Genomic DNA, 22,188 nt, shown 5'->3' with positions numbered 1-22,188 from the left:
GCACCGCGCCCCCGTAGCCCAATCGGCAGAGGCAGGCCCCTTAAAAGGGTCCCAGTGTCGGTTCGAACCCGACCGGGGGCACGATCGGTGCGGGGGCCTACGAGGTCCGGGCCGCGATCGCCCGGCCCATGCGGGCCAGCGCCTCGCTCAGCACGGCGGGCGAGGTGGCGATGTTGATGCGCACGTGCCCGGCGCCCCCGGTGCCGAAGACGTGGCCGGAGCTCAGGGCCACCCGTGCGTGGTCCAGGAAGAACCGTGCCGGCCCGTCGAGGTCGCTCACCACGGCGCGGCCGCCGCTGGGGGCCTCGGGCGGGAGGTCCAGCGGACGGCAGTCCAGCCAGGCCAGGTAGGTGCCCTCCGGTGCGCGCAGCGTCGTCGTCGGCAGGTGCTCGGCCACCAGCTGCTGCAGCAGCCGCCGGTTCTCGTCGAGGGCGGCGAGCACCGCATCCAGCCAGCCGCCGGCCTCGCGGAAGGCCGCGGTGTGCGCGATGACGCCGAGGTGGCTGGCCCCGTGGCCGACCTCCTCGGGGAGGCGGGCCAGGTCCGCGGCCGCCTCCGGCCCGGCGACGACCACGGCCGCCTTGAGACCTGCCAGGTTCCACGCCTTCGACGCCGACATCAGCGCGAAGCCGTCGTCGACGACGCTGAGGTAGGGCACGAAGCGGGCACCGGGGAGGACGAGCGGCGCGTGGATCTCGTCGGAGACGACGCGCACGCCGTGCCGCCGGGCGAGTGCGGCGACGGACTCCAGCTCGGCGCGGGTGTGCACGGCACCGGTGGGGTTGTGCGGGTTGCACAGCAGGAACGCCGGGTGGGCGCTGCGGGCGCCGGCTGCGGCGAAGGCGGCGTCCAGCGTCTCCGGGTCCAGGCGGCCGCGCGCGTCCAGCGGCGCTTCCACGACGGAGCGCCCGGCGTGCTCGACGAACGCGTAGAAGGGCGCGTACACCGGCGGGGTCACCACCACGACGTCGCCGGGACCGGTGACGAGGCGGAGCACCTCCACGATGCCCGTCATCACGTCGGGCACGACAGCCGTGCGGCCCGGATCGATGCCGGTCCAGCCCCACCGGTCGGCCGCGAAGGCGGCCACCGCCTCCGGGTACTCGTGTCCCGCGGGGTAGCCGGTGTCGCCCGCGTCGACCGCGCGGTGCAGCGCCTCGCGGACGGGGGGTGCGAGGGCGACGTCCATCTCGGCGACCCACAGCGGCAGCACGTCCGCCGGGTGGGTGCGCCACTTGACGCTCGTCCGCCGGCGCAGGTCGTCCAGGGGAACCTGCAGGAACGGGTTGGCCGGCCGCGCCCCGGCCTCCGGGCCCGGGGCGGCCGGCGAAGGACCGGAAGGCAGGGCGGTCATGGATGTGCTCCGATCGGGTGCGGTCGCCAGGGCGGGTGGGTGGCGAGGACAGCATCGGGCACCCCGCGCCGAGCCCGCCCGGTGAGCGCCGCGCCGCTGGTGGGCGTGCCGGACGAGGCAGGGGCTGCGGCCGGTTTTCCGACCCGCACCCGCGAGGGTGATCCGGATCTGCGGCAGCTGTGGAACGCTGTGGGCGTGTCGGGCGTTGACCTGACCGAGTGGAGTGCGTGATCAGTCTCCACGACCGACGAGTCACCTCGAGGAGATGACGATGGCCAGTAGGAACCCGGCGTTCAGCCGTGGGTTCGGCAACGCGGGCCCCGGCCAGCAGTACGCCGGTTGGGGCAACCAGCCCCAGTACGGCGCCCCCCAGTACGGGGCCCCGCAGTACGGCGCCCCGGCGCCGCAGCAGGACCAGTACGCCGCGCCGTCCCCGTACGGGACGACCGAGGACACCCGCTACATGACGATGGACGACGTCGTCACCAAGACGGGTCTCTCGTTCCTGGTGACCGTCGCCGCCGCGGCGCTCACCTGGGCGATGCCCGGCACCGCCGCCATGGGGCTCGCCCTCCCGGCGGTGCTCGTCGCGCTGGTGCTCGGCCTGGTGATCGCCTTCAAGCAGATCGCCAGCCCGGTCGCGACGCTCTCCTACGGCGCGCTGTACGGCGTCGCGCTCGGCGCGATCAGCGAGGTGTTCAGCCTCCAGTTCGGCTCGGGCATCGTCATGCAGGCGCTGATCGGCACCTTCGGCGTCTTCGCCGGCATGCTGGTCATCTACAAGACCGGCGCCATCCGGGTCACCCCGAAGCTGACCCGCTGGATCGTCGGTGCGCTCATCGGCGTGCTGGTGCTCGTCGTGGTCAACCTGGTCGCCAGCTTCTTCGTCCCTGGTGGGCTGGGGCTGCGTGACGGCGGCCCCCTGGCCATCGTCTTCAGCCTCGTCGTGATCGGCGTCGCGGCGTTCACGCTGCTGCTCGACTTCGACATGGCCGACGAGGCGATCCGCCGCGGCGCCCCGGCCAAGTTCGCCTGGTACATCGCCTTCGGCCTGCTCGTCACGGTCATCTGGCTGTACCTGGAGATCCTGCGGCTGCTGTCCTACTTCCAGGACGAGTGAGCCCCCGCACCACATGACAGTGGCCCGGTCCCCGCGAGGGGGCCGGGCCACTGCCGTCTCCGGCGGCTCAGCCGACCGCGCGGAAGAAGGCGCGGACGTCGGACACGAACGCCTCCGGCTCCTCCATCGCGAGGAAGTGACCGCCGTGGTCCAGCTCGGTCCACCGGACCACGGCGTGGTCCCGTTCGGCGAAAGCCCGCACGGTGACGTCGTTCTTCGACAGGAGGAAGCCCGTCGGGGCCGAGCCGGGCTGCGCACCCCTCCCGCCGGCGTCCCAGCCCGCCCCGGCCTCCGGCTCCTGGCTCCACGCGACCGGGTTCATCGCCTCGAAGTACACCTGAGCGGAGGACCCCGCCGTCGCGGTGAACCAGTAGATGGAGACCCCCGTCAGGATGCGGTCCCGGTCGACAGCCTGCTCCGGTGGTCCGTCGGCGGGCAGGTCGGCGAGTCGCTGGAACAGCTCCACGATCCAGGCGAGCTGCCCGGCGGGTGAGTCGGTCAGCCCGTAGGCGAGCGTCTGCGGCGATGTCGCCTGGATCTGCAGGTAGCCGTCGTCGTACTCCTGCATCCGCTGCCACCGCCGGCGGTCGGCCTCGTCGAGCCCCTCGGTGTCGTCGTCGCCGAGCGGGAACGTGATCGCCGCGTTGAGGTGCACGCCAAAAACGTGCTCGCCGTCGTGCCGGCCGATCTCCGGGGCGACGAACGAGCCGGTGTCCCCGCCCTGCACGCCGTACCGGTCGTACCCGAGGCCGCCCATGAGCGTGGCGAGGATCCGGCCCGTCCGCGCGGGTCCATGCCCGGTCCGGCCAGCGGGGTCGAGAAGCCGAAGCCCGGCATCGACGGGACGACCAGGTGGAAGGCGTCCGCCGGGTCTCCGTCGTGTGCGCGCGGGTCGGTGAGCGGACCGATGACGTCGAGGAAGTCGGCGATCGTGCTGGGCCAGCCGTGCAGCAGGAGCAGCGGGGTCGCGTCCGCCTCCGGCGAGCGCACGTGCAGGAAGTGGATGCGCTGGCCGTCGATCTCCGTGACGAACTGTGGGAAAGCGTTGAGAGAAGTCTCGTGCGCCCGCCAGTCGTACCCGGTCCGCCAGTGCTCGGCGAGCCCCTGCAGGTAACCCTGCGGCACGCCTCGCGTCCACCCGACCCCCGGCAGGTCGCCGGGCCATCGGGTCCGCGCCAGGCGGGCCTGCAGGTCCTCGACGTCCTCCTGCGGCACGTCGATGCGGAAAGGCGGATGTCCGGTGTCGACGAACTCATGGCGGTCACGCTAGGAAGGTCCTAGGACTGCTCCGGTGGGTCAGTTTCGGCCGGTACTGGTACCTGGTCGCCTGGGATCTGGACCGGCGGGACTGGCGGAGCTTCCGGGTCGACCGGCTGGTCCCGCGGCCACCCGCGGGACCGCGGTTCCCGCCGCGCGAGGCGCCGGACGGGGACGTCGCGGCCTACCTGGCGCGGCAGCTCTCGGCGCGGGTCTGGCCGTACCGGGCGACGGTCCGGGTGCCCGAACCCGCCGACGCGGTCAGCGCACGCATCTGGCCGGGCATGGGTGTCGTGGCGCCGGTCGACGAGCGCAGCTGCACGGTGCACGTGGGCGCGGACACCGTGGCTGCGCTCGTCTGGATGATCACCTCGCTGGACGCCGACTTCCGCCTCGTCGAGGGGCCGCCGGAGCTCGCCGGAGCCTTCCGGGCGCAGGCTCGTCGCTGCCGGGAGGCCGTCGGCGGCTGAGGGTGGGCGCCCCCGCCCGCGTGCCCGCCCCGGCTCGGTGGCCGGGTGGGGCACGCGGGCGGCGACGGCGGTGTCAGGAGAGGCGCTCGAGCACCATGGCCATGCCCATGCCGCCGCCGACGCACATGGTCTCCAGGCCGAACGTCTTGTCCTTGGTCTGGAGGCCGTTGATCAGCGTGCCGGTGATGCGGGCGCCGGTGCTGCCGAAGGGGTGGCCGACGGCGATGGCGCCACCGTGCACGTTCAGCTTCTCGATCGGGATGTTCAGGTCGCGGTAGCTGGGGATGACCTGCGCGGCGAACGCCTCGTTGATCTCGACCAGGTCGATGTCGTCGATCGTCATGCCGGCCCGCTGGAGCGCGAGCTTCGACGCGTCGACCGGCCCGTAGCCCATGATCTCCGGCGAGAGCCCGGTGACCGCGGTGGAGACCACGCGGGCGAGCGGGGTCAGGCCGAGCTCACGGGCCTTGGTGTCGCTCATGACCACCACGGCCGACGCGCCGTCGTTGAGCGGGCAGGCGTTGCCGGCGGTCACCCGGCCGTCGGGGCGGAAGACCGGCTTGAGGCCGGAGATGCCCTCCAGGGTGGTGCCGGGGCGCGGGCCGTCGTCCTTCGAGACGACGGTGCCGTCGGGGAGGGTGATCGGGGTGATCTCCCGCTCCCAGAAGCCGTTGTTGATCGACTCCTCGGCGAGGTTCTGGCTGCGGACGGCGAACTCGTCCATCTCCTGGCGGGTGACGCCCTTGAGCAGCGCCAGGTTCTCCGCCGTCTGCCCCATGGCGATGTAGACGTCGGGGACGTCGCCGTTCTCCCGGGGGTCGGTCCAGGAGTCGGCGCCGCTCTCGGCGACCTTGGCCACCCGGGCCTGGGCGTCGGCGAACACCGGGTTCTGCGTGTCGGGCAGCGAGTCGCTGTTGCCCTTCACGAACCGCGAGACGGTCTCCACGCCGGCGGAGATGAAGACGTCGCCCTCACCGGCCTTGATGGCGTGCATGGCCATGCGGGTCGTCTGCAGGGACGACGAGCAGTAGCGGGTGATCGTCGTGCCGGGCAGGTGGTCCATGCCCAGCAGCACGCTGACGACGCGGCCCATGTTGTAGCCCTGCTCCCCACCGGGGAGGCCACAGCCCAGCATGAGGTCGTCGATGTCGTGCGGGTCGAGGGCGGGCACCTTGTCGAGCGCGGCCCGGATGACCGCGGCGGCGAGGTCGTCGGGCCGCATGTCCTTGAGCGACCCCTTGAACGCGCGGCCGATGGGGGAACGCGCGGTCGAGACGATGACTGCTTCGGGCATGGTTCCTCCACGATGAGGGGGTCCGGACGCGGCGCGCCGGACGTCGGTCACCTCGGAAACTACCCCGGCCCGGCCGCCTGGGGAGGGGCCCCAGGTCAGGAGGACGCCGGTGTGGCCGGGGTCACCTCGTCCGCCCGGCGAGCGGGTCGTTCTCGGCGTGCTCGGCCTGCTCCGGGGTCGGCACCCCCGTCGGCCGGCGGCGGCGCAGCAGCGCCCACGGGCCGCGGGGACCGGTCTCCGAGCCGGCCACCTCGGCGGCCTGGACCTCGGTCCCGGGACGGTTGACCGCCCGGGCCGCGGCGCGGGCGACCGGCTTGACCGTCTGGCGGCGCAGCGAGCGCAGGCCGCGGTCGGCGCGCGCCGGCCACACGCCGAGGGCGTCGGCGACCGAGGGCAGCAGCACCGCCGCCGCCGCCGCGTAGCCGGCCGCGCTCGGGTGGAACTCGTCGACGCTGAACATGCTGGAGTCGGAGGCGAAGGCCGGGCCCAGCAGCGAGCCGAGGGAGACGGTGCGGCCCCCGGCCTCGACGACGGCGATGGTCTGCGCCGCGGCCATCTGCCGGCTCCAGCGCCGGGCCAGCGTGCGCAGCGGCTGCGCGATCGGCCGGATGGTGCCCAGGTCGGGGCAGGTGCCGACGACGACCTCGCAGCCGGCCGCGGTCAGCCGGCGGACGGCGTCGGTGAGGTGGCTGACCGAGACCGACGTGGGGGTGCGGGCGGTGACGTCGTTGGCGCCGATCATGATGACCGCGACCTCGGGGCGCTCGGCCAGCGCGCGGTCGACCTGCACCTCGAGGTCGGCGGCGCGGGCACCGGACTTGGCCAGGCGCACCAGCCGCACGGGGCGCTCGGCGAGCTCGGCCAGCCCCGCGGCGACGAGCACGCCGGGGGTCTCGGCGGCGCAGTGCACGCCCAGCCCGACGGCGCTCGAGTCGCCCAGGACCGCGAGCACGATCGGCTCACCGCCACCCCGCCCGTAGACGCCGTCGCCCGACGGGGGGTCCTCCTTGTACGTGCGGGCCTCGACCCTGCGGCGGGCCACGCGCGCCTCCTCGCGGAGGAGAGCGACCAGGGCAGCTCCGGCCAGCCCGACCCCACCGCCGCCGTAGGCGGCACCGGTGGCCAGTCGTCGGGCCGTCGCGGTACGCGTCATGGTCCCTCCCTCCCTGGTCGGTGCCGACGTCATCGGGGCACCACCGACGTTATCGGCCCCCTACGGTGCAACCTGTGCCCCCATCCCTCCCTGGTATGAGCTCCTCCACCCCGACCGACGAGCGGACGCGGCAGATCGTTCGCGTCCTGGTCGAGGCGTTCGGTGACCTCATGGACGCCGATCCGGACGCCTTCCGCACCAAGTTCCGCAAGATGGCGGCCGATCCGTTCGCCTTCTACCGGGGCAGCGCCCCACTGTTCTACGCGGACATGGCGACGTCCGAGGATCGCTGGTGCGACGAGCGGACGTCCCGGGTGTGGATCCACGGTGACCTGCACGCGGAGAACTTCGGCACGTACATGGACGCCAACGGCCGGATCGTCTTCGACGTCAACGACTTCGACGAGGCGTACGTCGGGCACGTCAGCTGGGACCTGCGCCGCTTCGCCGCCAGCTTCGCGCTCATGGCCTGGCGCAAGGCGTTCTCCGACGAGGTGATCAGCGAGCTGCTCGCCGTCTACCTGCACGCGTGGCTCGACCAGGTGGCCGCTTTCACCCGGTCGGACGCCGACCGCGAGTTCGCCCTGGTGGCCGGCAACACCCACGGCGCCGTGCACGAGCTGATCCGCCGCACGGCCACCCGCACCCGGCTGGGCCTGCTGCAGCGGATGACCGTGGTCGAGGGCGACGAGCGCCGCTTCGCGGACTCGCCGCGCAACCGCCGGCTGGACGACGCCGAGTACCAGGAGGTGCTCGCGGCGCTGGAGCGGTACAAGGCGACGCTGCCGCCCCGGCCCTGGCGGCGCGAGGTCGCCTACGACGTCAAGGACCTCATCGGCACCGGTGGCTTCGGCATCGGCAGCGCGGGGCTGCCGGCCTACAACGTGCTGCTGGAGGGCTACGACCAGGCGCTGGAGAACGACGTCGTGCTCTCGGTCAAGCAGGGCAACGTGCCCGCCCCCGGGCGGGTCGTCGACGACCCGCGCATCCGCGGGTACTTCGAGCACGAGGGCCACCGGACGGCGCTGAGCCGGCGCGCGCTGCAGTCGCACGCCTCCCAGTTCCTGGGCTACACCGACATCCGCGGCACGGGCTTCGTCGTCGCGGAGCTGTCGCCCTACGAGCTCGACCTCGAGTGGGAGGACCTCACCGAGCCCGCCGACATCCGCCCGGTCCTGGAGCAGCTCGGGCGGGCGACGGCGAAGCTGCACTGCGTGGGCGACGCCGACAGCGACCACACCCTCGTGCCGTTCCAGACCGAGGAGGCGATCACCGCGATGCTCGGCGACCGGCGGGAGGAGTTCGTCGCCGACCTGGTCGCCTTCGCGCACGACTACGCGCACCGCACGCAGGAGGACCACCGGCTCTTCGTCAACGCCTTCCGGGCGGGGCGGATCCCGGGGATCAGCTCCAGCAGCTGACGCGCCTGGCCCGCCGGTGCCGAGATCACGGGATCTCGGCACATCAGGCTGCCTGGCGTGCCGAGATCCCGTGATCTCGACGGGGAGGTCGGGCGTCAGCGGGGGCGGCGGCCGCGGCGGGTGCGCAGGTAGTCGGCGACGACGTACTCGCCGAGCCGCTCGCTGTCGGGGGTGAACACCCGCCCGCCGGCCCGCTGGGTGAGGTCGTGCACGAAGTGGACCAGCCCGGGATCGGGGTCGAGGGCGAAGACGTTCACCGTGGCGCCGGAGCGGGCGACCCGCTCCACCTCGGCCACCGTGCGGGCGATCGTCTCGGGCATCGGCGGCCAGCAGAAGTACGGGGTCCCGTCGTCCTCCAGGTGGGCGGTCGGCTCCCCGTCGGTGACCACCAGCACCACCGGCTCGGCGTCGCGGTGCCGGGCGAGGAACCGGCGGGCCAGCATCAGGCCGTGCTGCAGGTTGGTGCCCTGCAGGGTGTCCACGCTCAGCTCGGCGAGCGTCTCCGGGCGCAGCACCTGGGCCGTGGAGGAGAAGCCGATGATCTCGATGGCGTCCTGCGGGAACCGCGTCGTCACCAGCGAGTGCAGCGCCATCGCCGTCGACTTCGCCGCGCCCCACGTGCCGCGCAGCGCCATCGAGTAGGAGAGGTCGACCAGCAGGGCGACGGCGGCGCCGGTGCGCCGCTCGGTCTCCACCACCTCGAAGTCCTCGACGGCGATGCGGACCCGCCGCTGCCCCTCCCGGCGCGGCTCGCCCGCCGTCCGCAGCACCGCGTTGCGGACGGTGCGGACGACGTCCAGCGGCTGCTCGTCGCCGAACCGCCACTCCCGTGAGCCACCGGTCAGCTCCCCGGCCGCGCCGGCGTCGGCGACGTCGTGCTCGCCGCGACCGGTGGCGTCCAGCTGCGCGAACACCCGGCGCAGCGCGGTGGCTCCGAGTCGGCGGACCGCCTTGGGCGAGAGCTCCAGCCGCCCCTCGCTGCGGTTGAGGTAGCCCTGCCGCTCGAGCTCGCGTTCCAGCTGCCGGAGCGTGGCGAGGTCGTCGGCGGCCGAGCGGCCCAGCGCGCGCTCGAGCAGCTCCTCGTCGACGTCGGCGAGGGACGCCCCGGCGTAGCCCTGCGACAGCTGGTTGGACAGCGCCTCCAGGTCGGCGAGCTCGGCGACGGCGGTGGTGGCGTCGCCCATGCCCAGCGCCTGCTCGCCGTCGGGCACCTGGCCGCGCTGCCCCCAGGGCAGGTCGGGGCGGGCCTGGCGGAGCGCGTCGGAGAGGTGGGCCATCTCGCTGGCCAGCCCCATGTCCTCCATCGTCTGGGCCATCAGCTCGGCCAGCTCGGCCCGCTGCTCGGGGGAGAGGCCGGCCATCATCCGCTGCTGCGCCGCCGCCCGGCGGGCCAGCGAGTCGATCAGCTCCTCGACGGATTCCGGGTCGTCCGGGAAGAACTGGCCGTGCCGGTCCATGAAGTCGGCGAACTGCTGGTCGGTGTCCTCGCCGCGGTTGTGCGCGTCGACCAGCCGGGAGAGATCGGCGACCATGTCCTTGACCGCCTGCATGTCGCCCTCGGAGGCGTTCTCCAGCGCCTGCTTCATCGACGCGAAGGAGCTGTCGAGCACCTCCCGGCGCAGCAGGTCCTGGATCTGCTCGTAGGCCTCCCGGCCCTCCGCCGAGCGCCACGACCAGTCCTTGAGCGCGCGGACGGCGCCCGCGGTGTCCTCGGGCAGCGCGTCCAGCTCGGCCTCGGCGAGCCGTGCGGCGTCGTCCGGATCGGGGAACAGCTCCCGACGCTCGGCCTGCACGGCGCGGTCGAGCAGCTCGCGCACCTCCTGCAGGGTGCCGTCCATCCGCCCGGCGGTGCGTGCCGAGCGCAGTCGGTCGCGCACCTGCCGGCGCAGTTCGTCCAGGCCGCGCCGGCCCTGCGTGCCGCGGCGCAGCAGCTCGCGCAACGCCTCCCGGACGCCGCTGCCGTCGAGCACCGAGTCGCCGATCTCGTCCACGGCGTCGCCGAGGTCGTACGGCGGGGCCAGCGGGTCGGGACCGCCCCGCCAGGCGCCGTACCGGTAGCCGCGCGGGCGGCGCGTGGTCACCTCAGGCTCCGTAGACCGTGCGGCCGCCGTCGGTGTCCTTCGCCAGCCGCCGGGTGAGGTGCAGGCCCTCCAGGGCGAACTCCACGGCGGCCGCGGCCTGCTCGGCGGACTGGTCGCCCTCGGGCACGCCGAGCCGGCCGAGCAGCTCGGCGAGCTTCGGGACGGTGCCCAGCTGGCCCAGCAGGGCCGGGGCCGGGACGAGGTCGCCGGACTCGACGGTCTCCCCGCCGGTGAAGTGCTCCTGCAGGCCGGTGAGGTCCAGGCCCGCGCACCGCGCGCGGAACGTCTGCGCCGTGGCCTGGCGCAGCAGGTGCTCCAGGATCTCCAGCTCGCGATCGTCGTCGGGGTCGGCACCGGCGTCGGCGAACTCGACCTTGCCGCGGCTGGCCGGGACGATGCTGGGCAGGTCGACCACCCGCGCGACCGGCCGGGTCTCGCCGGCGACCGCGGCCCGGCGGACGGCGGAGGCGGCGACGGTCTCCAGCCCGGCGATGGCGAACCGGGCGCTGACCCCGGAGCGCTGGTCGACGTGGCTGGACTCGCGGACGAGCCGGGTGAACCGGGCGACGATCTCGACCAGGTGCGCCGGCACGACGGGCGCGTCGAGGGTGTCCTGCCCGCTCGGTTCCCCGAGCCCGCCGGTCTGCGCCTCCTGCTCCAGCAGGCGGATCTCGTCGGCGAGCTCGATGGGGTAGTGGGTGCGCACCTCGGCGCCGAACCGGTCCTTGAGCGGGGTGATGATCCGCCCGCGGTTCGTGTAGTCCTCCGGGTTCGCGCTCGCGACCAGCAGCAGGTCCAGCGGCAGCCGCACCCGGTAGCCGCGGATCTGGATGTCGCGCTCCTCCAGCACGTTGAGCAGCGCGACCTGGATGCGCTCGGCCAGGTCGGGCAGCTCGTTGACGCTGAAGATGCCGCGGTTGGTGCGCGGGACGAGGCCGTAGTGGACCGTCTCGGGGTCGCCCAGGGTGCGGCCCTCGGCGACCTTGATCGGGTCGACGTCGCCGATCAGGTCGCCGACGCTGGTGTCCGGCGTGGCCAGCTTCTCGCCGAAGCGCTCGCTGCGGTGCAGCCAGCCGACGGGGGTGGCGTCACCGTGCTCGGCGATCTGCCGGTGCGCCCAGACGCTGATGGGGCGCAGCGGGTGCTCGTTCAGCTCGCTGCCGACCAGCACCGGGGTCCACTCGTCGAGCAGGCCGACGAGCGTGCGGATCAGGCGGGTCTTGCCCTGGCCGCGCTCGCCGAGCAGGACCAGGTCGTGTCCGGCGATCAGGGCCCGCTCGACCTCGGGCAGGACGGTCTCCTCGAAACCGACCATGCCGGGCAGGGTGGGCTCGCCGGCGGCCAGGCGGGCGAGCAGGTTGGCGCGGATCTCGGCCTTGACCGGGCGGGAGGTGGCGCCGGTCGCGCGGAGTTCGCCGAGCGTCGTGGGTGCGGGGGAGGGGGTGGCCGGTGCGGTGGTGGCACCCGGGGTGTCCGTCACCCCCGCCACGGTACGACGGCCGCGCGCGTCCTGGTCGGTCGCGGACGACGGCCCCTGCCAGGATCGACGCATGGCAGGTTCCGGCGGTCCTCCCCTGGTCAGCGGTGCCGACGTCGCGGCGGCGGCGGAGCTCCTCGCCGGCGTCGTCCGCCGCACCCCGCTGGAGCACTCCCGGGGGCTGGCCGACCGCGTCGGGGGCCCGGTCTGGCTCAAGTGCGAGAACCTCCAGCGCACCGGCTCGTTCAAGCTCCGCGGCGCCTACACCCGGATCGCGCGGCTGACCGACGAGGAGCGGGCCCGCGGCGTGGTCGCCGCCAGCGCCGGCAACCACGCCCAGGGGGTTGCCCTCGCCGCCCGGCTGCTCGGCGCCGAGGCGACGGTCTACATGCCCGGGAGCGCACCGCTGCCCAAGGTGGCGGCCACCGAGGCGTACGGCGCGCGCGTCGAGATGTTCGGCCAGTCGCTGGCCGAGCCGCTGCTGGCCGCGGCGGAGCACGCCGAGCGCACCGGCGCGGTGTTCATCCACCCCTTCGACCACCCGGACGTGATCGCGGGCCAGGGCACCGTCGGGCTGGAGGTGCTCGAGCAGTGCCCGGAGCTGGCGACGGTGCTGGTCTGCGCCGGTGGCGGCGGGCTGGTCTCTGGCATCGCGGCTGCGGTGAAGGAACGCCGTCCCGACGTCCGGGTGGTGGCCGTGCAGGCCGAGGAGGCCGCCGCCTTCCCGGGCTCCCTGGCCGTCGGGCGGCCGGTCGCGCTGGAGTCGATGTCGACGATGGCCGACGGGATCGCGGTCCCGTGTCCCACCGACCTGACCTTCGCCCACGTGCGGGGGCTGGTCGACGAGGTGCGCACGGTCAGCGAGGAGGACCTCTCGCGGGCGCTGCTGTTCTGCCTGGAGCGGGCGAAGCTGGTCGTCGAGCCCGCGGGCGTGGCCGCGGTCGCCGCCGTCCTCGCCGATCCGCGGGCGTTCGAGCCCCCGCTGGTCGCCGTCGTCTCCGGCGGCAACATCGACCCCGTGCTGCTGCTGAAGGTCGTGCAGCACGGCATGGCCGCGGCCGGACGCTACCTCTCCCTGCGGCTGCGCGTCCCCGACCGGCCGGGGTCGCTGGCCGCCGTCCTCGCCGAGCTCGCCGCGGTGGGCGCCAACGTGCTGGAGGTCGAGCACGAGCGGACCTCGACGCGCCTGGGCATCGGCGAGGTGGAGGTCTTCGTCGTCGTCGAGACCCGCGGGCCCGCGCACGCCGGGGAGGTCATCGGGGCGCTGCGCGCGGCCGGGTACGCCGTCACGCCGGAATAGCCGCGGCCGGACCGATGAGTTCCCCGGTCCCCGGCGGTCCTGGTTGCCGTCCCGCACCTGCGGGGCGGGACGGAGGAGCCGGCGGATGTACGCGACGGAGAAAAGCGGTGGGGAACTGTCGGTGGGCGGGCCTAGCGTCCGCGCCATGACCGACGCGATCGTCGTCGAGGGGTTGGTCAAGCGCTTCGGTGCGACCACCGCGCTCGACGGAGTGGACCTGACCGTGGCCGAGGGCTCGGTGCTCGGGCTGCTCGGCCCGAACGGTGCGGGCAAGACGACGGTGGTGCGCATCCTCACCACGCTGCTGACCGCGGACGAGGGCCGGGCGGAGGTGGTCGGGCTCGACGTGGCCCGGGACGCCGACCGGGTGCGCGCGGCGATCGGGCTCACCGGCCAGTACGCCGCCGTCGACGAGTACCTCACCGGGTTCGAGAACCTGGAGATGGTGGGGCGGCTGTACCGGCTCGGCAAGGCCGAGTCGCGGAAGCGGGCCGGTGAGCTCCTGGAGCGCTTCGACCTGTCCGCCGCGGCCGGTCGGCCGGCGAAGACCTACTCGGGTGGCATGCGCCGGCGGCTGGACATCGCGGCCTCGTTGATCGCCCGCCCGCGCGTGCTCTTCCTCGACGAGCCGACGACGGGGCTGGACCCGCGCAGCCGGCTGGCCATGTGGGAGTTCATCGCCGACCTCGCCGGCGGTGGGACCACGATCCTGCTCACCACCCAGTACCTGGAGGAGGCCGACCGGCTGGCCGACCGGATGGTCGTCATCGACCGCGGCCGGGTGATCGCCCGCGGGACCGCCGACGAGCTCAAGGCCCAGGTGGGCGGGCAGCGGCTGGAGCTGACGGTCACCGACGCCGCCGTGCTGCCCGACGTCGTGGCGCGGCTGCGCCCGCTCGCCGTGGAGGACCCGGTGGTCGACGTGCCGGCCCGTCGGCTGTCGCTGCCGGTGAGCGGCGGCGCGGAGGTGCTCGCCGAGGCGCTGCGCCGGCTCGACGGCCGGATCCCGGAGATCTTCGACGTGGGGCTGCGCCGGCCCGACCTGGACGACGTCTTCCTGGCGCTGACCGGCCGCGCGGCCGAGGAGGTCGCCACCGACGACGGGACGACGGCCGAGCCGGTCGTCACCGGAGGTGCCCGATGAGCAGCATGGCCGCGACGCTGTCCGACAGCGTCGTCATCACCAAGCGGAACCTGATCAAGGTCAAGCGCGTGCCCGACCTGATCGTCTTCGCGACGTTGTCGCCGATCATGTTCGTGCTGCTGTTCCGGTACGTGTTCGGCGGAGCCATCCAGCTGCCCCCGGGGACCAGCTACGGCGAGTTCCTGCTGCCCGGCATCTTCGCCCAGACCATCGTGCTCGGGAGCACCACCACCGGAGCCAGCCTGGCCGAGGACCTGCAGAAGGGCCTCATCGACCGGTTCCGCTCGCTGCCGATGTCCCGCTCGGCGGTCCTGATCGGCCGCACTGTCGCCGACGCCGGGCTGAACGTCATCTCGATCACGGTGATGGCGCTGACCGGCCTGGTGGTCGGCTGGCGGATCCACTCCTCGGTCGGGGAGGCGATCGCGGGGTTCCTGGTCCTGCTGCTGTTCGCCTACGCCGTCTCCTGGCTCATGGCGATGGTCGGGTTGCTCGTGCGGACCCCGGAGGTGGTCAACAACGCCAGCTTCATCGTCATCTTCCCGCTGACGTTCGTGGCCAACACGTTCGTCCCGCTGGAGTCCTTCCCGTCGGTGCTGCGCACCTTCGCCGAGTGGAACCCGGTGTCGGCGGTGGTCCAGTCCGCCCGGAACCTCTTCGGCAACACCTCGCCGCTCGCGCCGACGCCGGACGCCTGGTCGCTGCAGAACCCGGTGCTCTACACGCTGATCTGGGTGGTGCTCATCCTGGCGATCTTCGTGCCGCTGTCGGTGCGCACCTACCGGCACGCCGCCGGCCGCTGAGGAGCGCCACCCGGGTACCCACTCCGCTGCGGCCGCGGGTCGGCGCGGAGTGGGGCCCGAAGGGTCCCCGACGTGTCGACGGATCGGCTCAGCGCAGGTCGGGGACGGCAGGTGGCCGCGGTGCGATCCGGAGGATCGCAATGTGCTGGCGGTGCGATCCGGAGGATCGCAATGTGCTGGCGGTGCGATCCGGAGGATCGCAATGTGCTGGCGGTGCGATCCGGAGGATCGCAATGTGCTGGCGGTGCGATCCGGAGGATCGCGAAGTGCTGGCGGTGCGATCCGGAGGATCGCGATGTAATGGCGGTGATGAGCACTCCCGAGGCACTCGCCGCCGACAACCCCCTCGCCGCGCCGTCCGAGCTGCCGTTCCGGCTGCCACCGTTCGCCGACATCACCCTCGAGCACTGCCGGGAGGCGCTGCTCGCCGGGATGGTCGAGCAGCGCCGGGAGGTGGCGGCCATCGTCGGGTCGGACGAGCAGCCGACGTTCGAGAACACGGTCGTGGCGCTGGAGCGGTCCGGCGCGCTGCTCGACCGGGCCTGGTCGGTGTTCGGCAACCTCTCATCCTCGGTGGCGACGCCGCGGCTGCGGGAGATCGAGCGCGAGATCGCCCCGCTCGCCGCGGCCCACGACGACGCCCTGCGGCTGGACCCGGCGCTGTTCGCCCGCATCGACGCCGTGCACGCCGCCCGGGACACCGCCGGCCTGGACGCCGAGTCGGTGCGGCTGGTGGAGCGGTACCACCTCGACTTCGTGCTCGCCGGCGCCCGGCTCGACGACGGCGGCCGGGCGCGGCTCGGCGAGCTGAACCAGGAGCTCTCAGAGCTCTCGACGACGTTCGGGCAGAACCTGCAGCTGGCCACGGAGGCAGCGGCGGTGCGGGTCGAGGATGCCCGGGAGCTCGACGGGCTGAGCGAGGAGGAGGTGGCGGCCGCGGCGCGCGCGGCCACCGACCGCGGGCTCGACGGCTACCTGCTCACCCTGGTGCTGCCCACCGGTCAGCCGGTGCTGGCCAAGCTCCGCGACCGAGGGCTGCGACGCCGGGTGTTCGAGGCGTCGGTGAGCCGGGCGTCGGCGGGGGAGCACGACAACCGACCGGTCGCCGAGCGCATCGCCCGGCTGCGGGCCGAGCGGGCGCGGCTGCTGGGCTTCGAGACCCACGCCGACCTGGTGCTCGCCGACTCGACCGCGCGGACCACCGCCGCGGTCGACGCGATGCTGCGCTCGATGGTGCCGGCGTCGGTGGCGAACGCCGAGGCCGAGGCCGAGGTGCTGCGCGAGCTCGCCACCCGCGACGGTGTCGAGCTCGCGGCCTGGGACTGGGCGTACTACAGCGAGCGGGTGCGGGCCGAGCGCTACGCGGTCGACACCACGGCGTTGCGGCCGTGGTTCGAGCTCGACCGGGTGCTGGTCGACGGCGTCTTCCGGGCCGCCGAGCTGCTCTACGGCTTCCGGTTCACCTCCCGGCCCGACCTCGTCGGCTACCACCCCGACGTCCGGGTCTGGGAGGTCACCGACGCCGACGGGACGGAGGTCGGGCTGTACCTGGGCGACTTCTTCGCCCGGGACGGCAAGCGCGGCGGGGCGTGGATGAGCTCGTTCGTCCGTCAGTCCGGGCTGCTGGGGACCCACCCGGTCGTCGTCAACAACCTCAACGTCACCCGCGCCCCGGACGGCCGGCCGACGCTGCTGACCCTGGACGAGGTGAACACGCTCTTCCACGAGTTCGGCCACGCGCTGCACGGGCTGAGCTCTTCGGTGACCTACCCGCGGTTCGCGGGCACCGCCGTGCCGCGGGACTTCGTGGAGTTCCCCAGCCAGGTCAACGAGATGTGGGCGCTCTGGCCCGAGGTCCTGGCGCACTACGCCCGGCACGTGGAGACCGACGAGCCGCTGCCGGCATCGGTGGTGGAGGCGATCGACGCCGCGCAGCTGTGGGGTGAGGGCTTCGGCACGCTGGAGTACCTGGCCGCCACCCTGCTGGACCAGGCCTGGCACCGCCTCACGCCCGACAGCGAGATCGGGGACCCGGTGGAGTTCGAGCGGGCGGCCCTCGCGGCTGCGGGCGTGGCCTCGGAGCTGGTGCCGCCGCGCTACCGGACGACGTACTTCCAGCACGTCTTCGCCGGCGGCTACTCGGCCGGCTACTACTCCTACATCTGGTCGGAGGTGCTCGACGCCGACACCGTGGAGTGGTTCAAGGAGAACGGCGGCCTGCGCCGGGAGAACGGGGACCTCTTCCGGGAACGGCTGCTCGCGGTGGGCGGTTCGGTGGACCCGCTGGCTGCCTTCCGCGCGGTCCGCGGCCGGGAGGCCGACCCCGCACCGCTGCTGCGCAGGCGCGGGCTGGCCCCGGTCGCCTGAGCGCACTGTGGGGGTGTTCCGTCCGCCCCGGGGGTCGTGCAGGACCCCCGGGGCGTGGGTTCGACTCCGACAGCGGCGCACGGGCGGGGGGCGTCCCGCGGGTGGCGCAGGGCCCGGGGCGCCGGCGCGGTGGGCGCCGTCGCTCAGAGCCAGGGCAGCGAGAGGACCAGGTCCAGGTCGTCCGGGGCGTCCCCGTCGCGTACCAGCCGGTTGGGCTGGCGGTGGCCGCACGCCGTGCAGCGGTGGACCACCTGCCAGCCCTTGCCCGACTTCTCCACCAGCCCGATCGGCTCCATCGGCTGCCGGCACTCGCTCGCCCGGTCACCCGGCAGGTCGTCGACGTGCAGCGACCACAGGCAGTACGGGCAGTGGTTGCGGTAGTGCCCGTCGGTGTTGGCCGGCACCGGCGTCGTGCAGTGCACGCACGGGAAACCGGTGTTCTCCGCCCGCCGGGAGCGGGCGCGAGGCGCTACCACGTCTTCCTCGCCCACCCCGTCAGGGGACGAACGGCTCGACCGCGACGACCTCGACGGTGATGTCCTTGCCGTTCGGCGTCTGGTAGGTCACCGAGGTGCCGGGCTCCGCGCCCATGATCGCCGAGCCGAGCGCCGACTCCGGGGAGTAGACGGTGAGGTCGGTGGTGCCGGCGATCTCGCGCGAGCCGAGCAGGAACTTCTCGGTCTCGTCGTCCCCGGCGAACTTGATCGTGATCACCGTGCCGAGGGCGGCGTTCGTGGCGGTCTTCGGGGCGTCACCGACCCGCGCCTTGCGGAGCAGGTCGGTGAGCTGGCGGATCCGGCCCTCCTGCTTGCCCTGCTCCTCCTTGGCAGCGTGGTAGCCGCCGTTCTCCTTGAGGTCGCCCTCCTCGCGGCGGGCGTTGATCTCGGCGGCCATGGCCGGGCGGTTCGCCACCAGCTGGTCGAGCTCGGCCTTCAGCCGGTCGTGGGCCTCCTGGGTGAGCCAGATGCCCTGGTCCTGCTCGTCAGTGGGGGTGGACACGGGGGAGAACTCCTGGGATATCGGGTGCGTCGTCCTGGTGTGGGACGACCGTGGTCGATCCGGCCAAGCTAACACCGCGGCGCGGGCAGATGCACCGCTGCGCCGGGTCCCGGACGGATGCGGAACCGTAGCGCGTCGTTGCGTGACCGACGACACGTTCCGCCCGGACGGGTGGCTGACCTGCGAGTCGTCGGCCACACCCGGGTGAGTGTCCGCCACTCCCGTCGCCCGGCGAGGGACACTGTGCCCGTGACCCAACCCGACCAGTTGCGCCTGCTCGCGGTGCACGCCCATCCGGACGACGAGTCGAGCAAGGGCGCCGCCACGATGGCGAAGTACGTCGCCGAGGGCGTTCGCGTGATGGTGGCCACCGCCACCGGCGGTGAACGCGGCTCGGTGCTCAACCCGGCGATGGACCGTCCCGAGGTGTGGGAGCGGCTCCCGCAGATCCGGGTGGAGGAGATGGCGCGGGCGCGCGAGATCCTCGGGATCGAGCAGGAGTTCCTCGGTTTCGTCGACTCGGGGCTGCCCGAGGGCGACCCGCTGCCGCCGTTGCCCGAGGGGTGCTTCGCGCTGGTGCCGGTGGAAGAGGCCGCGGCGCCCCTCGTCGAGCTCATCAGGCGGTTCAAGCCGCAGGTGATGACGACCTACGACGAGCGTGGCGGCTACCCGCACCCCGATCACATCAAGACGCACGAGATCTCGGTGCACGCCTTCGAGGCGGCCGGCGACCCCGACCGGTACCCCGACCTGGGTGAGCCGTGGCAGGTGAGCAAGCTCTACTACCACATGAGCTTCACGCTGCCGCGCACGAAGGCGCTGCACGAGGCGATCCTCGCGACCGGTGCGGAGTCGCCCTACGCCGAGTGGCTGGAGAAGTGGGATCCGGCGCACGACATCTCCCACCGCGTCACCACCCGGGTGCCGTGCGCCGAGTACTTCCCGGTGCGCGACGCCGCGCTGATCGCGCATGCCACCCAGATCGACCCGCTGGGCCGCTGGTTCGCGTGCCCGGTGGAGACCCAGCAGCAGGTCTGGCCCACCGAGGACTACGAGCTGGCCCGCTCGCTGGTCGACACCCCCACGCCGGAGGACGACCTGTTCGCCGGCATCCGCAGCGAGGTGACCGCCCGATGACCGGAACCACGACCCTGAGCCTGCTCGCCGCCGCCCAGCAGCAGGCCCCCGAGGACGTCGGCAAGGCCGGCCCGCTCGGCCTGTTCCTGATCGTGGTGCTCCTGATCGCCGCGGCCCTGCTGGTCAAGTCGATGAGCGGCCACCTCAACCGGCTGCCGCGCAGCTTCGACCCGGCCGACCGCGAGCCGCCGGTCGTCGTCCCCGACTCCCCGGCCGGGCTGGTCGAGGAGCGCGAGCCCGGCCAGGAACTGCTCGACACGCTGCGGCGCGCGCCGCTGGCCATCGAGGCCCCCCGGCGCGAGGGCGACGACCGGCGTTGACCCCGCCGGCGGGGTCGCCTCCGGCGCAGACCGCTCTTCCTGCCACGCGTCGCTCGTTCGGCGCGGGCTCCTGGAGGGCGGCCGCTCCGGCAGCTCACCTGCTCGGGGACACTGGGCGGCGTGCCAGCCAGTGCCGCCGCTCCCGCCGCCACCGACGTCCTCGTGGTGGGCGCCGGCCCGGCGGGCTCCGCTGCCGCTGCGTGGGCGGCCCGTGCCGGCCACGAGGTGGTGCTGGCCGACGCCGCGGTGTTTCCCCGGGACAAGACCTGCGGCGACGGCCTGACCCCGCGCGCGGTCGCCGAGCTGGACCACCTGGGGCTGGGGGACTGGGCGCGGTCGAAGGCCCGCAACCGCGGTCTGCGCGCCGCCGGGTTCGGCCGCGAGTGGCAGCTGCCCTGGCCGGGCGGTGCGCTCCCGGACCACGGCAGCGCCGTGCCCCGGACCGAACTGGACGCGCGCATCCGGCAGGTCGCGCTCGACGCCGGTGCGATGCCGGTCGACGGAGCCCGGGCCGTCGACGTCGAGCGCGACGGGGACCGGGTGCGCGCGGTCGTCTTCGAGGACGCCGACGGCGGGACGACGACGATCGCCTGCCGGCGGCTGGTCGTCGCCGACGGCGTCCGCTCACCCCTGGGCCGGGTGCTGGGCCGGGAGTGGCACCGCGACACCGCGTACGGGGTGGCCGCACGCAGCTACGTGCGCTCCGGTCGCAGCGACGACGAGTGGATCAGCTCGCACCTGGAGCTGCGCGGTACCGAGGGGGAGCTGCTCTCGGGCTACGGCTGGGTGTTCCCGCTGGGCCGGGAGGCCGGCGAGGTCAACCTGGGGGTGGGCACGCTGGCGACCGCGCGCCGGCCGGCCGGGGTGCAGCTGAAGTCCCTGCTGGAGTTCTACGCAGAGACCCGGCGCGGGGAGTGGCAGCTGGACGGGAAGGTCCGGGACGTGACCTCCGCGCTGCTGCCCATGGGGGGTGCGGTGTCCGGGGTGGCGGGCCGCAACTGGGCGCTCGTGGGCGACGCGGCCGGCTGCGTGAACCCGCTCAACGGGGAGGGCATCGACTACGGCCTGGAGACCGGCCGGACCCTGGCCGGGCTGCTCGGCGAGGACGACTGGACGGCGGCGTGGCCGGCGACCCTGCGGCGGCACTACGGCGAGGCCTTCTCCATCGCCCGGCGGCTGGCCGGGCTGCTCACCGTCCCCCGGTTCCTGCCCCTGGCCGGCCCGGTCGGCATGCGCTCACGGCCGCTGATGACGGTGGCGCTGCGCGTCATGGGCAACCTGGTCACCGACGAGGACCGCGACGCGGTCGCCCGCGCCTGGCGCACGGCCGGGAAGCTCTCGGTCCGGTTCGACGAGCGCGCCCCGTTCTCCTGACCGCGGGCGGCGTCAGTCGGTCCGGGGGAGCAGGGGCCCGCAGGGTCCCCCGAGCCCGGACGTGACGTGGGCCGAGGCGGAAACGCGGCAACGCCGCGTCGTGCCGAGAGGGGCCCGGAGGGTCCCCGAGAAGCGACGGGCCGGGCTCAGCGCAAGCCGGGACTGCACCTGGCCGCGGTGGCGTCCGGAGGACGACAGATCACTCAGACGAAAGGGGAATTGAACACCGCGAAGTAGACGGCGATGTAGTGGCAGAGCGCCGCGACGACCGTCATCGCGTGGAAGACCTCGTGGTAGCCGAACGTCCCCGGCCACGGGTTGGGGCGTTTCACGGCGTAGGCGACGCCGCCCACGGTGTAGAGCACCCCGCCGACGGCGAGCAGGACCATCGAGGCGACCCCGGCGATGTGCAGGATGTCGGTGAGGACGAAGATCGCAACCCAGCCCAGGCCGATGTAGAGCGGTACGCCCACCCAGCGCGGCGCCGTCGGCCAGCTCATCTTGAGCGTGACGCCGGCCAGCGCGCCGGCCCACACCCCGCCGAGCACCCAGAAGCCGGTGGGCTGGTCGACGGCGAGCAGCGCGAACGGCGTGTAGGTGCCGGCGATGAACAGGAAGATCATGGAGTGGTCGAGCCGCTTCATGATCTTCCAGCCGCGCGGTGACCAGCGACGGCGGTGGTAGAGCGCGCTGATACCGAACAGCCCGCAGATGGTGAGGCAGTAGACCGCCACCGACCACCCGGCGCGGGCGCCCTGGACCGAGGCCAGCGGGATGAGCACCGCACCGGCGACGATCGCGCCGAAGAACGAGAAGAGGTGGATCCAGCCGCGGGCGCGCGGCCGGGTGTCGGGGTGCTCCCAGTCGTCGTCGGCGAAGTCCTCGGCGGTCCACGCCTGCTCGACCTGCTGGCCCTCCGAGGCGACGGCGGCGACCGCCTGCTCGGCCGGGGCCTCCAGCTCCGCCCCGTCGGCCTCCACCCGTACGGACGTGCGATCGCTGGGGGGGACGCTCATGCTCTGAGGTTACGGAGGGGCCGGTCCGGCGTCATCCGGGGCGGCTGTGACGTGCGCGGCCGCGACCCGTGGCTCGCCGCGCGCCTGCGAGTGGCGAGTAG

General features: G+C 73.6%; 20 protein-coding genes, 1 tRNA gene and 1 pseudogene. 12 read left to right on the top strand and 10 right to left on the bottom strand.

From position 1 onward, the window contains the following. Positions 1 to 7: 7 nt before the first annotated feature. Positions 8 to 81: transfer RNA gene (locus ACI8AG_RS17845), tRNA-Leu, on the top strand. Positions 82 to 97: 16 nt separating this feature from the next. Here the strand turns inward: ACI8AG_RS17845 and ACI8AG_RS17840 are convergent. Beyond that, positions 98 to 1,354, bottom strand: a complete 1,257-nt coding sequence (locus tag ACI8AG_RS17840) for a MalY/PatB family protein (RefSeq protein ID WP_456598063.1) — start codon at positions 1,352 to 1,354, stop codon at positions 98 to 100. 81 nt (positions 1,355 to 1,435) lie between these two features. Between ACI8AG_RS17840 and ACI8AG_RS17835 the strand changes: the two genes are divergently transcribed. Together ACI8AG_RS17835 and ACI8AG_RS17830 are read left to right on the top strand one after the other, a co-directional pair. Further along, positions 1,436 to 1,585, top strand: coding sequence for a hypothetical protein (locus tag ACI8AG_RS17835; RefSeq protein WP_456598062.1), 150 nt, complete (start codon positions 1,436 to 1,438; stop codon positions 1,583 to 1,585). Positions 1,586 to 1,625: 40 nt separating this feature from the next. Next, positions 1,626 to 2,474: a Bax inhibitor-1/YccA family membrane protein gene (locus ACI8AG_RS17830; protein WP_456598061.1), complete on the top strand. Its 849-nt coding sequence runs from the start codon at positions 1,626 to 1,628 to the stop codon at positions 2,472 to 2,474. Between the two features lie 67 nt (positions 2,475 to 2,541). Here ACI8AG_RS17830 and ACI8AG_RS17825 read toward each other — a convergent pair whose 3' ends face one another. After that, complete coding sequence (locus tag ACI8AG_RS17825) at positions 2,542 to 3,231, bottom strand: alpha/beta fold hydrolase (protein ID WP_456598079.1); 690 nt, start codon at positions 3,229 to 3,231, stop codon at positions 2,542 to 2,544. 221 nt (positions 3,232 to 3,452) lie between these two features. Beyond that, positions 3,453 to 3,689: pseudogene (locus ACI8AG_RS17820) on the bottom strand (epoxide hydrolase N-terminal domain-containing protein); the annotation flags it as partial. Here ACI8AG_RS17820 and ACI8AG_RS17815 point away from each other — a divergent pair. Further along, complete coding sequence (locus tag ACI8AG_RS17815) at positions 3,638 to 4,201, top strand: WYL domain-containing protein (protein ID WP_456598078.1); 564 nt, start codon at positions 3,638 to 3,640, stop codon at positions 4,199 to 4,201. The pseudogene ACI8AG_RS17820 and the gene ACI8AG_RS17815 sit on opposite strands and share 52 nt — an antisense overlap. Before the next feature lie 73 nt (positions 4,202 to 4,274). On the opposite strand, the gene ACI8AG_RS17810 is transcribed toward ACI8AG_RS17815, so the two are convergent. Both ACI8AG_RS17810 and ACI8AG_RS17805 read right to left on the bottom strand, forming a co-directional pair. After that, positions 4,275 to 5,495: an acetyl-CoA C-acetyltransferase gene (locus ACI8AG_RS17810; RefSeq protein ID WP_456598060.1), complete on the bottom strand. Its 1,221-nt coding sequence runs from the start codon at positions 5,493 to 5,495 to the stop codon at positions 4,275 to 4,277. A 121-nt stretch (positions 5,496 to 5,616) separates the two neighbouring features. After that, complete coding sequence (locus tag ACI8AG_RS17805) at positions 5,617 to 6,648, bottom strand: SGNH/GDSL hydrolase family protein (protein ID WP_456598059.1); 1,032 nt, start codon at positions 6,646 to 6,648, stop codon at positions 5,617 to 5,619. A gap of 95 nt (positions 6,649 to 6,743) precedes the next feature. On the opposite strand from ACI8AG_RS17805, the gene ACI8AG_RS17800 reads away from it, so the two are divergent. Next, a complete protein-coding gene (locus ACI8AG_RS17800; RefSeq protein WP_456598058.1) occupies positions 6,744 to 8,069 on the top strand; it encodes a DUF2252 domain-containing protein in 1,326 nt (441 codons plus the stop codon). Between the two features lie 95 nt (positions 8,070 to 8,164). Here the strand turns inward: ACI8AG_RS17800 and ACI8AG_RS17795 are convergent, their stop codons facing one another. Both ACI8AG_RS17795 and ACI8AG_RS17790 read right to left on the bottom strand, forming a co-directional pair. Then, positions 8,165 to 10,150 carry a VWA domain-containing protein gene (locus ACI8AG_RS17795; protein ID WP_456590545.1) on the bottom strand — a complete coding sequence of 662 codons (1,986 nt, stop codon included), beginning with the start codon at positions 10,148 to 10,150 and terminating at the stop codon, positions 8,165 to 8,167. A gap of 1 nt (position 10,151) precedes the next feature. Then, positions 10,152 to 11,630, bottom strand: coding sequence for a sigma 54-interacting transcriptional regulator (locus ACI8AG_RS17790; RefSeq protein ID WP_456598057.1), 1,479 nt, complete (start codon positions 11,628 to 11,630; stop codon positions 10,152 to 10,154). A 70-nt stretch (positions 11,631 to 11,700) separates the two neighbouring features. On the opposite strand from ACI8AG_RS17790, the gene ilvA reads away from it, so the two are divergent. From ilvA to ACI8AG_RS17770, 4 genes are all read left to right on the top strand, one after another. Beyond that, positions 11,701 to 12,927, top strand: coding sequence for a threonine ammonia-lyase (gene ilvA / locus ACI8AG_RS17785; RefSeq protein WP_456590547.1), 1,227 nt, complete (start codon positions 11,701 to 11,703; stop codon positions 12,925 to 12,927). A gap of 145 nt (positions 12,928 to 13,072) precedes the next feature. Beyond that, on the top strand, positions 13,073 to 14,071 hold the full coding sequence (locus ACI8AG_RS17780) for an ATP-binding cassette domain-containing protein (protein ID WP_456598056.1): 999 nt from the start codon (positions 13,073 to 13,075) through the stop codon (positions 14,069 to 14,071). Beyond that, positions 14,068 to 14,874 (top strand): ABC transporter permease, encoded by an 807-nt coding sequence (locus ACI8AG_RS17775; RefSeq protein ID WP_456598055.1) that lies wholly within the window; start codon positions 14,068 to 14,070, stop codon positions 14,872 to 14,874. Before ACI8AG_RS17780 ends, ACI8AG_RS17775 begins: the two co-directional genes overlap by 4 nt. A gap of 309 nt (positions 14,875 to 15,183) precedes the next feature. Continuing rightward, entirely contained in the window at positions 15,184 to 17,241 is a 2,058-nt protein-coding gene (locus ACI8AG_RS17770; protein ID WP_456598054.1) for a M3 family metallopeptidase, read from the top strand. Between the two features lie 143 nt (positions 17,242 to 17,384). On the opposite strand, the gene ACI8AG_RS17765 is transcribed toward ACI8AG_RS17770, so the two are convergent. Together ACI8AG_RS17765 and greA are read right to left on the bottom strand one after the other, a co-directional pair. Then, the gene (locus ACI8AG_RS17765; RefSeq protein ID WP_456590551.1) at positions 17,385 to 17,732 is read right to left on the bottom strand and encodes an RNHCP domain-containing protein; all 348 of its coding nucleotides are present in this window, start codon (positions 17,730 to 17,732) and stop codon (positions 17,385 to 17,387) included. Positions 17,733 to 17,736: 4 nt separating this feature from the next. Further along, positions 17,737 to 18,240: a transcription elongation factor GreA gene (greA, locus tag ACI8AG_RS17760; RefSeq protein WP_456590552.1), complete on the bottom strand. Its 504-nt coding sequence runs from the start codon at positions 18,238 to 18,240 to the stop codon at positions 17,737 to 17,739. A gap of 249 nt (positions 18,241 to 18,489) precedes the next feature. On the opposite strand from greA, the gene mca reads away from it, so the two are divergent. The 3 genes from mca (at position 18,490) to ACI8AG_RS17745 (ending at position 21,071) form a co-directional block, all read left to right on the top strand. Next, positions 18,490 to 19,377: a mycothiol conjugate amidase Mca gene (gene mca, locus ACI8AG_RS17755; protein WP_456590553.1), complete on the top strand. Its 888-nt coding sequence runs from the start codon at positions 18,490 to 18,492 to the stop codon at positions 19,375 to 19,377. Next, on the top strand, positions 19,374 to 19,697 hold the full coding sequence (locus ACI8AG_RS17750) for a hypothetical protein (protein WP_456590554.1): 324 nt from the start codon (positions 19,374 to 19,376) through the stop codon (positions 19,695 to 19,697). Before mca ends, ACI8AG_RS17750 begins: the two co-directional genes overlap by 4 nt. 120 nt (positions 19,698 to 19,817) lie before the next feature. Then, positions 19,818 to 21,071: a geranylgeranyl reductase family protein gene (locus tag ACI8AG_RS17745; RefSeq protein WP_456598053.1), complete on the top strand. Its 1,254-nt coding sequence runs from the start codon at positions 19,818 to 19,820 to the stop codon at positions 21,069 to 21,071. A gap of 203 nt (positions 21,072 to 21,274) precedes the next feature. Here ACI8AG_RS17745 and trhA read toward each other — a convergent pair whose 3' ends face one another. After that, positions 21,275 to 22,087 carry a PAQR family membrane homeostasis protein TrhA gene (trhA, locus tag ACI8AG_RS17740; protein ID WP_456598052.1) on the bottom strand — a complete coding sequence of 271 codons (813 nt, stop codon included), beginning with the start codon at positions 22,085 to 22,087 and terminating at the stop codon, positions 21,275 to 21,277. Between the last annotated feature and the right edge of the window lie 101 nt (positions 22,088 to 22,188).

The sequence above is a fragment of the Blastococcus sp. SYSU DS0552 genome (assembly GCF_054050815.1).
The sequence above is the reverse complement of the archived record's forward strand: the minus strand, read 5'-3'. Positions and strand labels throughout refer to the sequence as shown.